This is a genomic window from Nonomuraea sp. NPDC003707 (assembly GCF_053587055.1).
The window spans coordinates 148,705-161,793 of the sequence record NZ_JBSFNK010000021.1; the positions used below are offsets into that span (position 1 = coordinate 148,705).

13 protein-coding genes are annotated in these 13,089 nt (G+C 68.4%); 7 read left to right on the plus strand and 6 right to left on the minus strand.

Features of this window, described 5'->3' with window-relative positions; translation table 11 throughout:
• Positions 1-125 precede the first annotated feature (125 nt).
• The 4 genes from ACWDRB_RS41350 to ACWDRB_RS41365 all read left to right on the plus strand — a co-directional run bounded on the left by ACWDRB_RS41350 (position 126) and on the right by ACWDRB_RS41365 (position 4,085).
• Complete coding sequence (locus ACWDRB_RS41350; RefSeq protein WP_449903323.1) at positions 126-1,094, plus strand: carbohydrate ABC transporter permease; 969 nt, start codon at positions 126-128, stop codon at positions 1,092-1,094.
• A gap of 31 nt (positions 1,095-1,125) precedes the next feature.
• Positions 1,126-1,947: a carbohydrate ABC transporter permease gene (locus ACWDRB_RS41355; RefSeq protein WP_449903326.1), complete on the plus strand. Its 822-nt coding sequence runs from the start codon at positions 1,126-1,128 to the stop codon at positions 1,945-1,947.
• Positions 1,944-2,621, plus strand: coding sequence for a PIG-L deacetylase family protein (locus ACWDRB_RS41360; protein WP_449903328.1), 678 nt, complete (start codon positions 1,944-1,946; stop codon positions 2,619-2,621). Before ACWDRB_RS41355 ends, ACWDRB_RS41360 begins: the two co-directional genes overlap by 4 nt.
• A gap of 150 nt (positions 2,622-2,771) precedes the next feature.
• Positions 2,772-4,085, plus strand: a complete 1,314-nt coding sequence (locus ACWDRB_RS41365; RefSeq protein WP_449903330.1) for a serine/threonine-protein kinase — start codon at positions 2,772-2,774, stop codon at positions 4,083-4,085.
• Between the two features lie 28 nt (positions 4,086-4,113).
• On the opposite strand, the gene ACWDRB_RS41370 is transcribed toward ACWDRB_RS41365, so the two are convergent.
• Positions 4,114-4,449 (minus strand): hypothetical protein, encoded by a 336-nt coding sequence (locus ACWDRB_RS41370; RefSeq protein ID WP_449903332.1) that lies wholly within the window; start codon positions 4,447-4,449, stop codon positions 4,114-4,116.
• Entirely contained in the window at positions 4,446-4,784 is a 339-nt protein-coding gene (locus tag ACWDRB_RS41375; RefSeq protein WP_449903335.1) for a hypothetical protein, read from the minus strand. Before ACWDRB_RS41375 ends, ACWDRB_RS41370 begins: the two co-directional genes overlap by 4 nt.
• A 177-nt stretch (positions 4,785-4,961) precedes the next feature.
• Between ACWDRB_RS41375 and ACWDRB_RS41380 the strand changes: the two genes are divergently transcribed.
• Genes ACWDRB_RS41380 through ACWDRB_RS41390 form a run of 3 tightly spaced genes read left to right on the plus strand, consistent with a single transcriptional unit; the run spans position 4,962 to position 8,211 of the window.
• Positions 4,962-5,660: an NAD-dependent epimerase/dehydratase family protein gene (locus ACWDRB_RS41380; RefSeq protein WP_449903336.1), complete on the plus strand. Its 699-nt coding sequence runs from the start codon at positions 4,962-4,964 to the stop codon at positions 5,658-5,660.
• Positions 5,657-6,172, plus strand: a complete 516-nt coding sequence (locus ACWDRB_RS41385; RefSeq protein WP_449903338.1) for a GNAT family N-acetyltransferase — start codon at positions 5,657-5,659, stop codon at positions 6,170-6,172. The genes ACWDRB_RS41380 and ACWDRB_RS41385 overlap by 4 nt, the downstream gene beginning before the upstream one ends.
• Entirely contained in the window at positions 6,169-8,211 is a 2,043-nt protein-coding gene (locus ACWDRB_RS41390) for an alpha-N-acetylglucosaminidase (protein ID WP_449903340.1), read from the plus strand. The genes ACWDRB_RS41385 and ACWDRB_RS41390 overlap by 4 nt, the downstream gene beginning before the upstream one ends.
• Positions 8,212-9,008: 797 nt before the next feature.
• Here the strand turns inward: ACWDRB_RS41390 and ACWDRB_RS41395 are convergent.
• Genes ACWDRB_RS41395 through ACWDRB_RS41410 form a run of 4 tightly spaced genes read right to left on the minus strand, consistent with a single transcriptional unit; the run spans position 9,009 to position 13,088 of the window.
• On the minus strand, positions 9,009-10,184 hold the full coding sequence (locus ACWDRB_RS41395) for an aminotransferase class V-fold PLP-dependent enzyme (protein ID WP_449903342.1): 1,176 nt from the start codon (positions 10,182-10,184) through the stop codon (positions 9,009-9,011).
• Positions 10,181-11,026 (minus strand): acetylxylan esterase, encoded by an 846-nt coding sequence (locus ACWDRB_RS41400; protein ID WP_449903344.1) that lies wholly within the window; start codon positions 11,024-11,026, stop codon positions 10,181-10,183. Before ACWDRB_RS41400 ends, ACWDRB_RS41395 begins: the two co-directional genes overlap by 4 nt.
• Before the next feature lie 4 nt (positions 11,027-11,030).
• Positions 11,031-11,969 carry an acetylxylan esterase gene (locus tag ACWDRB_RS41405; RefSeq protein ID WP_449903346.1) on the minus strand — a complete coding sequence of 313 codons (939 nt, stop codon included), beginning with the start codon at positions 11,967-11,969 and terminating at the stop codon, positions 11,031-11,033.
• Between the two features lie 27 nt (positions 11,970-11,996).
• Positions 11,997-13,088, minus strand: coding sequence for an ABC transporter ATP-binding protein (locus ACWDRB_RS41410; RefSeq protein ID WP_449903348.1), 1,092 nt, complete (start codon positions 13,086-13,088; stop codon positions 11,997-11,999).
• Position 13,089: the final 1 nt, after the last annotated feature.

The following is a 13,089-nucleotide window of genomic DNA, read 5'->3' on the forward strand; positions in this document are numbered from 1 at the left end:
GTTGACCCCCCGCCGACACCTCGATCGACGCGCCCCGCCCTACCCGATTGAGCAGATACGCCGGGACCCAGAACCGGAAAGTCTCCGGAGTTCCTCAGGCTTCGCCGTACGTGAAGGGACGAAACGTGACGATCAGCATTGCCGCCCCCGTCAAGCGGGCGGCGCGGCTCCGCCCCCGAGGCGGTGACTCATGGACGGCCGCGCTCATGCTCGGGCCCACGCTGCTCACGCTCGCCCTGGTCGCCGGGTATCCCGTGGTCGCGGCGCTGCGGCTGTCCTTCATCGAGGTCGCCAACCGCGTCAACCAGCAGACCGGCATGATCGAGGTGACCGAGTCGTTCGGGCTTGGCAACTATGCCGGTCTGTTCACGGGGGCGTCCGGCGAGGCGTTCCGCAACGCGTTCTGGAACACCACGTTGTTCACCATTGTCGGGGTGGCCGCCGAGGTCGTGCTGGGTGTGGCCATGGCGCTGGTGATGCAGCGGGCTTTCCGCGGGCGGGCGCTGGTGCGTGCCAGCGTGCTGGTGCCGTGGGCGATTCCAACGGCCATTTCAGGACTTCTGTGGAAATGGATCTTTGAAACGGACGGCGTGGCCAACGCGGTGCTCAACACGGACATCGTGTGGACCGCCGACCACGCCACCGTCTGGGGCTTCATGTCGGCGCCGTTCACGGCGGTGCTCATCGCCGACATCTGGAAGACCGCGCCGTTCATCGGTCTGCTCGTGCTGGCCGGGCTGCAGATCATCCCCAAGGACGTCTACGAGGCCGGGCGCGTCGACGGCGCCTCGGCCATGCGGACGTTCTGGCAGATCACCCTGCCGCTGGTGCGGCCGGCGCTGGTGGTGGCCGTGCTGTTCCGCATCCTGGACGCACTCAAGATGTTCGACCTGCCGTTCGTGCTCGTCGGCGCGCACAAGCACTCGGTCGAAACCCTGTCCACGCTGGCGCAGTACGAGCTTTCGAACGTCAGGTACGGCCCGGCCGCCGCCTACTCCACCGTGCTCTTCATATACGTCGCGGTGATCGCCTTCATTTTCGTCAAGGTGCTCGGCGCCGACCTCATCGGGCGCGGCCTCAAGGGCCGCGGGTAATGGCCGTTCCAAGCTCGCTGAAGGGACCCGCATGATGTCCGGGCGCACGATCTACAACATCGGCATCGGGCTGATCGTCGTTTATTGCCTGGCACCGTTCTATTGGATGATCGCCACGGCGCTGCGCCGACCGGCCGACTCCTTCGACCTGTCCCCCATTCCTTTCCCTTTGTCGTTCGACAATTTCACGGCCGCGTTCTCCGCGCAGAACGGCTTCGGCCGGGCGCTGGTCAACAGCCTCGTGGTGGCAGGAACGACGACACTGCTCACGCTGATGATCGGCATCACCGCCGCCTACGCGATCGCGCGACTGGAATTCCCCTTCAAGAACGTCATCCTGGCCATCATCATCGCCACCTCGATGTTCCCCGGCATCTCGCTGCTGATCCCGCTGCTGAAACTCTTCGTCGGCCTGGAGTGGATCAACACCTACCAGGCGTTGATCGTCCCGAGCATCAGCTTCGCGCTGCCGCTGACCGTGTTCAACCTGACCGCGTTCTTCAAGCAGATGCCGCATGAGCTGGAAGGCGCCGCCCAGGTGGACGGCTGCAGCCGCTGGCAGGCATTCCGCAAGGTGATTCTGCCGCTCGCCATGCCAGGCGTCTTCACCAGTGCGATCATCACGTTCGTCGCGGCGTGGAACGAATTCATCATCGCGCTGTCGGTGACCAACGAGAAGGACATGCGCACCGCCCCCGTCATCACCGCGCTGTTCACCGGCCAGTACAAGTTCGACCAGCCGTTCGGCACCCAGATGGCCGCCGGCGTCGCCGTCACCGTTCCCCTCGTCATCGGCGCCCTCGTCTTCCAGCGTCGCATCGTCGAGGGCCTGACCGCAGGAGCACTCAAATGACCCGCGCACTCGCCGTATTCGCCCACCCGGACGACGTCGACTTCAACGCCGCAGGCACCGTCGCCCAATGGGTGGACTCCGGAATGGAGGTTTCCTACCTGGTCGTCACCCGCGGGGAGGCGGGCGACGGCGAACCACGCGAGCGCATCCAGGAATTGCGCATGGCGGAACAACGAGCGGCAGCCTTTGCGGTGGGCGCGCGGAAGGTGTACTTCCTTTCCGGGTACGCGGACGGCCGGGTCGAGGTCTCGCTCGACCTGCGGCGGGACATCGCCCGCGTCATCCGCCAGGTGCGACCGCACCGCCTGCTGACCAGCTCTCCGACGCGGACCTGGGGCCTGCGCGACGCGGACCATCCCGACCACGCGGCCGTGGGCCAGGCGGCCTCTTGCGCGGTCTACCCCGATGCCATGAACCGCTACGTCCATCCCGACCTGTCGGACCTCGAACCGTGGCAGGTGTCGGAGGTCTGGTTCAGCGAGAGCCCCACGCCGGACCTGTACGTCGACATCACCGACACCTTCGACCGCAAACTCGCGGCACTCGCCGCCCACAAGACCCAGCCGGGGACGGGCGAAGTCGAGAACCGCGAACGCTTCGCCGCCATCGCCGCCCGCGGCGGCCTCCCGCCGGGCCGTCTGGCGGAGGCCTTCACCGTCATCAAACGCCGCTAGTACGACTGCCTGCCGTACGCCTACGCCGCAGGCCGGGCTGCCCCCGATCACGTTATGGGGTTACGGTGCTCCTGCCGGTGATCTACTCTGATCAACTGTCATACGGGGCAAGACGGGCGAGGTGGCATGACATCGGCGCAGCCTGGTTACATGGTCGGCGAACGTTACCGGTTGATCGAGGTACTGGGGGCCGGCGGCTTCGGACGCGTCTGGCGTGCCCATGACGAGGTCCTGGACGCCGAAGTGGCGATCAAAGAGCTGCAGCTGCTGCCGGGGATGTCCGAGGCGGAGCAGGACAAGCGGCTGGAGCGCACCACGCGTGAGGCCCGCAACGCCGTCCGGTTGCGGGCGCACGAGAATGTCGTGGCCATCCACGACATCGTCTCGGACGGCCTGCCCTGGATCGTGATGGAGCTGATCGACGGCCAATCGCTGCACGAGCACCTCGAAACGCGCGGACCGCTGCCGGTGGACACGGCCGCACAGCTGGCCATGGCGCTGCTGAAGGCGCTCGGCGCGGCCCACCAGACGGGCATCGTGCACCGCGACATCAAACCGGCCAACGTCATGCTGGCCGAGGACGGGAAGGTCCTGCTCACCGACTTCGGGATCGCCGTCCACACCACCGACACCACCCTGACGACCGCCGGAATGACCATCGGCTCGCCCGAGTACATGGCCCCCGAACGGTTGCGCGGGATCGACGGGCTCCCCGCCAGCGACCTGTTCTCCCTTGGCGTCACCCTCTACCAGGCCGTCGAGGGCGTCTCACCGTTCCGCCGCAACACCCAACCGGCGGCACTGACCGCGGTCCTGCTGGAGGAGCCCCCGGCGCCGCGACGAGCGGGCCGGCTCGCGCCGCTCATCACGCGGCTGCTCGACAAGGACCCCGGCAACAGGCCGACCGTCGAGGGCGCGCTGGCCATGCTCGGTGAACGGCAGCCGGGCCGGGACCACGGACGGGACGGCACCAGGATCCTCCCGCCCGGGCAGGTCCCCCAGCAGGGGTGGCAGCACAAAGGTGTCGCGGTGATGATGGCGATCATCTTCGCCCTCGCTCTCCTCGGCCTCACTCACCTCGGCATCACCTGGGACGAACTCGAGGATGAGTTCGACCGTGATGACATGATCCCCCTGGTGGTCGCCGTCCTCGCCGACATCGGTCTGGCCGGCCTACTGTGCGCGCAGATCGCCCGCTTCGTGCCGCCGATCGCCGGGAAGACCGTTGCCGTCGTCGTGGGTGTCGTCGGGTTCCTCGCAGGCAGCGGCGCCGCGTTTCTCGCCTTCGACGGCATGGGCCTGATTCTCCTGCGCCTCATCCCGTCTTTGGGCGACGACGAGGTCATAGTGATCGCGCCGCTCGTGATCACCGTCGTCATGCTCATCGCGGCGGGCTGGACCTGGGAGTCGAGGAAGCTCCGGCGCTCCAGGCCCGGCGGCAACAGCCCATCGGCGACACACTGACCGGCGGACTTGGCCCGTGGCCTCCGGGTTACCTCTGCCAGACGCGGACGTAGTCGACGGCCTTCTGGGCCGGGACCGTGGCAGCCCCCGGCTGGTAGCCGGAGCGGGAGTAGACGTACAGGTCCTCGATGAGGTTGGTGTTCTCCGAGGCGGTGCCCGCCACACTGCAGACCTGCCTGCCGTCGATGGAGAACTTCGTGCCCGACGCTGAGATGTCGGCGCCGTAGGTGTGGGAGTCGGCGCCCGGGTCGGAGTCGAGGTCGACCTGGCAGCCGCCGCCGGCGTTGGCGTGCGAGGTCAGGTAGAGCTTGCGCGGGTTGTCGCTGTACTGCTCGTAGACGTCGCTCTCCTGCCAGGTGTTCACGCCGTCGGCCTGCCAGGTCCAGAAGGCGGCCAGAAGCCGCGCTTGTCGGCGACGGGGTTGCCGCCCGCGTCGACGACGTCGAAGTCGGCGTCGCCGGCGTCGCGGATGACGAAGACCAGCTCGTCCAAGTTCTTCGCCGAGTCGGCCACGGGCTTGGCGCCGAAGGTGATGGTCTGGTCGGCGGTCGGGGACTGGATGTCACGGCCTGACGCCTGAAGGGTCACCGCGTTCGTCACCGTGTAGTCGACCACGCCCGCGGGTGTCGCGGCCGCGTCCCCTGGATGGCGAGCACCACGATTGCCGCGGGCGCGATGGCTGCTCGCAAGATCTGGCACATCTACGGCCCTCCTTGTGAGGCGGATGATGTTGCCGCCCCCATTGATCCGGGCTGCACTAAGCGTCAAGACATTTCCGGAAACCTCATGAAACTATATGGAAACTCCTCTGCAACCGTTGCCGTATGAATCGGGCTATGCCAGCATGTGGGACGACCTTTCAGGAGGTGGAGGACGATGCGGGTACTTGTCACAGGTGCCAGTGGTTTGGTGGCCGGCCAGGTCATCCCCGCCCTGGAACAGCACCACGAGCTGCGTCTCACCGATCTCGCGGACGGCGATCTGGCCGACGCGGACTTCGCCCGCCAGGTGGCCGACGGCGTCGACGCGATCCTGCATCTGGCCGCCAACCCCAACCCCGACGCCTCCTGGGACGACCTCGCCGGGCCCAACATGCGCGCCGTGACCAACGTCCTGGACGCGGCCGGTGCCAGGCGGGTGGTGCTGGCGAGCTCGGTCCACGTGATGGGGCAGTACCGGGCCGGCCCCGTCGAACCCGACTGGCCACCCAGCCCGTGCTGCAGGTACGGCGCGGCCAAGGCCTTCGCCGAGGCCGCGGGGCGCATGCACAGTCATCGGTACGGCGGAGCCGTCATCTGCCTGCGTCTCGGTGCGACCGTCCCCAAGCCGCCGGCCAAGCAAGCGCTGCCCGCCTGGCTCGCCCCTGACGACCTGCGCCGGCTCGTGCTCCTGGCCCTGGAGGCCCCCGTCCGCTTCGAGGTCTGCCACGGCGTCTCGGCCAACACCAGCAGCGTCTGGTCGACACGCAACAACCTCGGCTACACGCCGACCTGCGACTCCGAGCCTTACCGCGACCAGACCCCCGACGTGGACGGATGGGGTCCGTGCCCCAGTTACGAGGAGGCAACCCGTTGATCGCTACCTTCGTCACCGAGACCCACCTCACCGAGGAGCAGGACGCCGCGTTGCGGCCGCTGCTCGCCGCCGCGTTCCCCGACAGGGCCGGCCACTTCGCGCTCCAGTCCTGGTGGCTCGCCCGCCCGCAGTGGCGGCTGTGGTTGAGCGATGGCGATCGCCCAATTGCCCATCTTGGTGTGGAACGCCGCCGCATCGGCGTCGGTGACCAGGATGTCTACGTCGCCGGGATCGGCCACGTCTGCACCGACCCGGCGATGCGCGGCAAAGGTCTCGGCGTCGCGCTGATGAACGAGCTGCGCGAGGTTCTCACCGAGCGCTTCGGCTTCCTCACCTGCCTCCCACACGTGCAGGGCTTCTACGAGGCCGCCGGATGGGTTCAGGTGCACGCGCCGGTCGTGATGAGCAACGTCTACACAGGAGAGCGCATGACCTCCTCGATCCCCGCCATGGTGCTGGGCGAAGGTTTCCCCGAGGGCGGCCCGATCGACCTGCGCGGGCTGCCCTGGTGAGCGCCGTCGTGAGCGCCGTGGCGGGAGCCGTACGCCGCCTGCTTCCCGATCACCACGATCAGCTGACGCTCGTCGAGCAGCGGGGGGAGGGCGACCGGTTCCGCATCGAGGGTACGACCATCACCGGCACATCGGCGTCAGCCCTGCTCACAGGCGTGCACTGGTATCTGACACGGGTCGCGGGCGTGAGCGCCGGGTGGCCGGGAGACAGCCTGTCACGCCTTCCCGACAAGCTGCCCCAAGCGCCATATATCGCGAAAGAGGCCGTCGTTCAGCACCGGTTCGCGTTGAACGACACCGACGACGGCTATTCGGGGCCGTATCGGGACTGGGCCACCTGGGAGCGGCAGATCGACCTGATGGCCCTGCACGGCATCAACGAGGTGCTCGTCACGGTCGGCATGGAAGAGGTCTATCGCCGGACATTCGCCGAATTCGGGTACACCGACGAGCAGCTCCGCGCCTGGATCCCCTCGCCGGGTCACCAGCCCTGGTGGCTGCTGCAGAACATGGCCGCCTTCACCGGGCCGGTCTCGGAGCAGCTCTTCGACCAGCGGGTACGGCTGGCCCAGCAGATCGTCACCCGGCTGCGCGAGCTCGACCTCACCCCCGTCATGCCCGGATATTTCGGGACAGTGCCGCCCGGCTTCCCCGGGCGCGTGATCCCGCAGGGCGGCTGGGTCGGCTTCGAGCGGCCCGACTGGCTCGACCCGCGCGACCCGATGTTCGCCCAGGTCGCGGAGGCGTTCTATCGCCACCAGGCGGAGCTGTACCGCGAGACCTCCATGGTCAAGATGGACCTCCTGCACGAGGGCGGCACGCCCGGCGACGTCCCGGTCGGGGAAGCGGTCAAAGCGGTCCAGGAAGCGCTGCGCAAGGCCAGGCCGGGAGCCACCTGGGTGGTGCTCGGCTGGCTCGACAACCCCGTGCGCGAGCTGATCGAAGCCGCCGATGGCCTGCTCATCCTCGACGGCGTCGCCGACCGCCACCCCGATCTCGACCGCGAAACCGGGTGGCTCGGCACGCCGTACTGCTTCGGAACCATCCCCAACTTCGGCGGCCACACCACGATCGGGGCGAACACCGGCGTTTGGGTCAGCCGCTTCGCGGAGTGGCGTCGCGGGCCGTCGCTGCGCGGCATCGCGTACATGCCCGAAGGCACCGGCACGAACCCCGCGTCCTTCACCCTGTTCGCCGAGCTCGCCTGGCACGACGAGCCCATCGATCACGCCGGGTGGTTCACGGACTTCTCTCGCCGGCGGTACGGCGGAGCCGACCCGCACGCGGCGCGCGCCTGGGAGATCCTGCGCACGACGGCCTATTCGCTGCCGGCTGACGGGTGGAGCGAACCGCAGGACAGCCCGTTCCTCGCGCGGCCGTCGCTGACCGCGGCCAACGCGGCCACCTGGTCACCGCGTGCGCCGCGCTACGACCTCGAGCGCTTCGCCGCGGCGCTCGATCAGCTCCTCCAGGTGGATCCGGCGTTGCGCGGCACCTCGGCATACCAGTTCGACCTGGTCGACGTCGCCCGCCAGGCGCTCACCAACCGGTCGTGGGTGCTGCTGCCCGCGTTGCGAGCCGCGTTCGAGTCCGGGGCCTTGGAGCGGTTCCGCCGGCTTACCGTGACCTGGCTGGAGGACATGGAGCTGCTGGACCGGGTGGTGTCCGCTTCGCCGTACTTCCTCCTCGGACCCTGGCTGGCGGCCGCCCGCGCCGCGGCGGCGGACGAGGAGGAGGCGGCGCGGCTGGAGTACGACGCCAGGTGCCTGCTCACGACCTGGGGTCCCCGTGGCGCGGACGTGCACCTGAAGGATTACGCCAACCGGGAGTCGGCCGGGCTGGTCCGCGACTTCCACGCGATGCGCTGGCGCCTGTTCTTCGACACGCTGCTCGGCGGCGGCGACCCCGAGGGGATCGACTGGTTCGCGGTGGAGGACGCCTGGTCACGTGACCGTACTCCGTACCCGGAATATCCAACAGCAGACCCCTACCGGGTGGCCCTCGACCTTTACGCCCGCTTGCGTCAAGCGGTTGAGTAGCGCCACAACACGTGCCTGCGCAGAGGTCATGGCCGGCGGGCGTCCCAGGCGCTGGGCCGCGAGCGCGGGCGGCGGCCAGGCCCTGGTAGGTGCCTTCCACGATGAGCTCTCGGATGAACTCCGCCGGCGCGGCGAAGACATGGAAGACCAGATCACCGAGATGGCCAACCACATCCGCACCTGCGAGGTGTGCAGCGCGGGCGATCCGGACATCGTCGCCGGCACCTACGCCGAGGGCCTGCCGTCTGAGGGGCAACATCGACAGCGCCCATCGGTATGCGGCCAGATACGGGTGAGTCAGCCGCCAGGGAGCCCCCGGCCCCCTTGATTCCCTCCCTTCTGGCGGTCGTCGCAACACCCCAGCTTGGGGAGTGCGATGGACTTCGAGATCAGGGCAAGTCGGGAGCGCTGCCTCGGTTCTACCGGCCTGAGCGGGCGGTGGCCACCGATGAGTCTGCGTCATGGGTGGTGGTGATGAGGACCTCGGGTTATATGTCGAGGCGTGCGCACACCTGACGGGGCTGCGTGCGCCGGGCCGCGCGTTCAACACCGAGAAGACCTGCGCCGGCCGGATCGCCTTGCACTTGTCGTAGTGCCTGCGTCACGGCGTGGACTGGTCGAGCCCGAGTCTGCCGCGGTTGATGGCGATGATGCGGTTCCCCCGCGTACTGCGCAGCCACCGGATCGTCTCTCCACGCACCCTCCTTGCCCGGCACCGGCGGCTCAACAAGAAGAAGTGGACACAACCGCCGTCCGCGGGACGCCCTCCAGTTCCACAGGTTGGTCAGCGCTACCCGTCACGCGTCTCGTCCGACTCTTTCGCCATCTCCAGAGCTCAGGTGCCGAACCAGTGCATCGAGAACCACCAGGTCCTCCCCCGGCTCGATCGTCTGCGGGTTCAGCGCGATCGCGTCGTCGGGTACGCCGGACACCCCGACCGCGATCCGCGGGTCCCCGTCCCACAAAGCCTGCACCAGCCCGTCCCGGGTCCAGCCGCTGGTTGTCAGCAATCGGACAACGGCTCGCCCGTGCGGCTGGCCCGCCTCACTCGGGTACCCGCGCTCGGCGACGACACCCGGCAGTTCGCGCAAGCCGGCAATCCACCGGTCGACAATCTGCTCATAGCCCGCGAGCAGTGCCTCCTCGTCCTGCTCCAGCGTCCACTCGACCGCGGCGTACAGCCCGAGCAGTTCCTCCTTCCCGACCTTCATCCCGCGCCCGATCTGCTGATTCGGCGACGCATGCGCCCGGCACCTGTCGACGATCCACCGCTTCCCCAGCACCAGCCCACTGGACTGCGGTCCGCGCAGCCCTTTCCCGCCGCTGAAGATCACGGCATCCGCACCGAGCTCCGTGGTGAATCGCCACAGCGAGGAGACCGGTGGAATCTGGGCCGCCGCATCCACGATCACCGGCACAGCCGGTGGACCGGCGGGGCCAGGGGATCCGGTGAGGCCCGGGGTGCCGGCGGGGGTCGGGTCGGCCGAGGGGAGCTCCCGGGCGGCTCGGATCACGTCCTCGATCGGCAAGGCATCCGCTGCGTAGTGGGCGCCGGCGAACCACAGTACGCAGGCGGGGCGTCGTACCAGGGCGGCTCGGAGCTCCTCGATCGACGGGCCGACTTCCACGATGCGGGCGCCGGTCAGGCGGGCCGCGTAGTCGTAGCCGTTGCGTTGGCCGGCGAACATGACGACCTCGGCATCGGCCGGGAACGCCTGCGCGGGCTCACCGACACACGACGCGACCGTGAGGGTGATCGCCGCCGCGGCACCGGACGTCACGCAGGCCGCCTCGTTGCGGGTGAGCGCGGCCAGGCGCTCACCGACGTGGTCGTGGAGTTCGGGCAGGTCGACGAAGTGGGCCGCCCCTTCCGCCATCGCCTTCAGCACCGAAGGCGGCATCAGCGAGCCGCCCAGTGCGGTGAGCGTCGCGGAGGCGTTGATGACGGGCCGGACCCCGAACGGATTGGTCATAGGAGGAACTTCGACATCGGTGGCACGCCGGAGAGTTCGGCCAGCCAGGCATCCAGGAAGTCGTTGTCGGTGCCATCGAGGTGGGTCAGCTTGTAGACGCTCGCGGCAGGCAGGGCCTCGATCAGTGCGGCACACCAGTCGGGATCGTCGACGGCAAGCAACGTCCGAGCGGTCACCGCGGACGCATGCCGGACCGGATCGAAGTAGGCGAGAGTGTTGTCGACGATCTGCGCCGACGAGCCGGCACGCAGGTGGTCGTTGAGCTCCTCGAGCGGATAGCGGCTCGACTTCAGCCGTGCCTCGGTCGCCCGGTAGAACAGCAACTCCGAGACCCGGACCGCGCTGAACCCAGGCCGCCGCGCAGCCGTCAGCACCGCCAGGTCGTTCCCACGCACGGCCACCCGCGCGGGATCGACCTCGTCCAGGCTCATCAGGAACTCCGCGGCCCGCAGGCAGTCCGCCGCGATCCCGCGATAGATGTACGACGCCGGGTCGTCGATGCCCATCGTCAACAATCCCGGGTACGCCGCCGAGAATCCTTCGTCGGCCAGCCGTTGACCACGGTGCACCAGGCCGAGCACGACGTACCGGCTCCGATCGTTCGGGTGCGGCGTCTCGTTGACGCTCCCATAGCGTGGCGTCTGCAGGAGCGCGGGGAACGGCCCGTCACCGGCCGGGATGCTGAGATGACCGAAGACGCGGTACGGCCCGGTGCTGGTGAGCCGCACGGTGTAGCTGGTCGCCTCGTCCGTCGTCCGCGCCGGCACCAGGTCGAGCACGGGCCGAGCGGGGATCGCGGCCAACTCTTCGTCGACGGCGGACCAGTAGCTGTCGAAGTTCATCGGTTCACGACCCCGGGGTGAGGTGTTCGGCAAGGAAGTCCTCCACGATCCGCAGCACGCCCGGCAGCCCGGCGTGATGCGCGCAGTGCGGGTAGGTGTGCAAGGTGGTCTCACACGTCAGCACCCGCCGCAGCGCGAACCCGGTCTCCGGCGGGCACACGTCGTCCTCGAGCCCGAGGTACAGCAGCGTCGGCGCCCGCACCTTCGGCGCGAAGTTGAGCCCGTCGTAGTAAGCGACCGTCTCCCGCACCCGGTCGACGTCCTTCGGGTGCATCCGCAAGTACTCGTTGATCTCCTCGTACGGATACGACCGGGTCAGTGTCGGCGCGGTCATGATCCCGCACAGGTACGGCGCTCCCGCCGCGACGCACCGGATCACGTCCGGCATGAGCGCGGCTGTCGAGATCCCGAGGCCACCGCCCTGACTCGACCCCTGCAGTCCGATCCGCAGATCGTCGACCTCCGGACGATCGAGCAACACCTCGACCGCCCGCACCACGTCGAGATAGAACCCGCGATACCCGTACGTGTTGTGGTCGACGATGTTGTGCGTCAGCAATCCCGGGTAGCCCGGGTTGAACACGTCGTTCGACCGCAGCTTTCCGCGCGGCGCCACCGCGAGCGCGGCGTACCCGAGCTCGGACCATTCCTTCGGGATCGTCGGCTCGGACATGTAGCCGGGGATCGTCACCAACGCCGGATACCGAGCCGTATGCGGGGCCGGCCGATCGCGCGGGACGGTGTACCAGCCGGCGATTCGCAGACCGCCGTAGCTGGTGTAGCGCAGATCGTAGACGATCACCTTGTCCGTGGACAGCGATGGCATTTCGGTGAGGACCGGGTCCAGCGGGTACGACGCGCAGTCCGCCAGGCTGGCCGCCCAGAAGTCGTCGAAGTCGTCCGGCATCTCGACCTCGACGATCGCGTTCTCGGGGTCTCTCAAAAGCGTTCTCCTCGATGGGGGCGGTGCCTACACTCGCGGCGGCGCGTGCAGCGCGGTGCCGTCGGAGGCCTTGAACAAGTGCAGGCGGTCCTGGTTGAAGCCGACGTACACCGTGCTGTCATGACCCAGCCGGAACGGCACCGGGACGCGGGCCTTCAGCAGCTCGCCGCCGATCCGGACCGTGACGAGCACATCCGGACCGAGCGGCTCGGACACGAACACCTTCCCGGGCTGGTAGCCCGCGACCGGAGTCGGCGACAACGTCACGTCCTCCGGCCGGACGCCCAGGACGACGGCCGGGTCGTCCGGCGAAACGTCGTACCGGCCCAGCTCCTGGCTCAACGCGCCGCTGCGGAAGGTCCGGACGCCGTCGACGTCGGCCAGCTCACCGGTGACGAAGTTCATCGGCGGCGAGCCCATGAACGACGCGACGAAACGGTTCGCCGGGCGTTCGTAGATCTCCGCCGGCGTCGCGCACTGCTGGACGACGCCGTCGCGCATCACCGCGATCCGGTCCGACATCGTCATCGCCTCGACCTGGTCGTGGGTGACGTAGATGAACGTACGGGCGACGTCCACGTGCAGCCGCTTGATCTCCGCGCGCATCAGCACCCGGAGCTGCGCGTCCAGGTTGGACAACGGCTCGTCGAGCAGATACGCACCGGCGTCCCGCACGATCGCGCGACCGAGCGCGACTCGTTGCCGTTGGCCACCGGACAGCTCGCGCGGCTTGCGATCCAGCAGGTCCTCGATGTCCAGCGTCCGGGCCGCCTGCAGCACCTGCTCGGCGATCGTCGCCTTGGGCACCCGCATCATCTTCAGCGCGAACCCGATGTTCTGCCGGACCGTCTTGTGCGGGTAGAGCGCGTAGCTCTGGAACACCATCGCGACGTCGCGCTTGTTGGCCGGCAGCCAGCTGACCGGCTTGCCGTCGAAGAAGATGTTGCCCTCGGAGGCCCGTTCCAGGCCGCAGATCATTCGCAGGGTTGTCGACTTTCCACAACCGGACGGGCCGACCAGGGTGAGGAACTCCCGATCCTCGATGGTCAGATTCAGGTCCTTCACCGCGATCTTGCCGCCGAACGACTTGGTGACGCCTTCGAGTCGAACCTCTGCCATC

What these genes read in the sequence shown, in the direction of transcription:
- ACWDRB_RS41355 (WP_449903326.1), top strand. Translation starts at nt 1,126, where the DNA reads ATGATGTCCGGGCGCACGATCTACAACATCGGCATCGGGCTGATCGTC.
- ACWDRB_RS41410 (WP_449903348.1), bottom strand. Translation starts at nt 13,088, where the DNA reads ATGGCAGAGGTTCGACTCGAAGGCGTCACCAAGTCGTTCGGCGGCAAG.
- ACWDRB_RS41395 (WP_449903342.1), bottom strand. Translation starts at nt 10,184, where the DNA reads ATGACCAATCCGTTCGGGGTCCGGCCCGTCATCAACGCCTCCGCGACG.
- ACWDRB_RS41360 (WP_449903328.1), top strand. Translation starts at nt 1,944, where the DNA reads ATGACCCGCGCACTCGCCGTATTCGCCCACCCGGACGACGTCGACTTC.
- ACWDRB_RS41380 (WP_449903336.1), top strand. Translation starts at nt 4,962, where the DNA reads ATGCGGGTACTTGTCACAGGTGCCAGTGGTTTGGTGGCCGGCCAGGTC.
- ACWDRB_RS41400 (WP_449903344.1), bottom strand. Translation starts at nt 11,026, where the DNA reads ATGAACTTCGACAGCTACTGGTCCGCCGTCGACGAAGAGTTGGCCGCG.
- ACWDRB_RS41365 (WP_449903330.1), top strand. Translation starts at nt 2,772, where the DNA reads ATGGTCGGCGAACGTTACCGGTTGATCGAGGTACTGGGGGCCGGCGGC.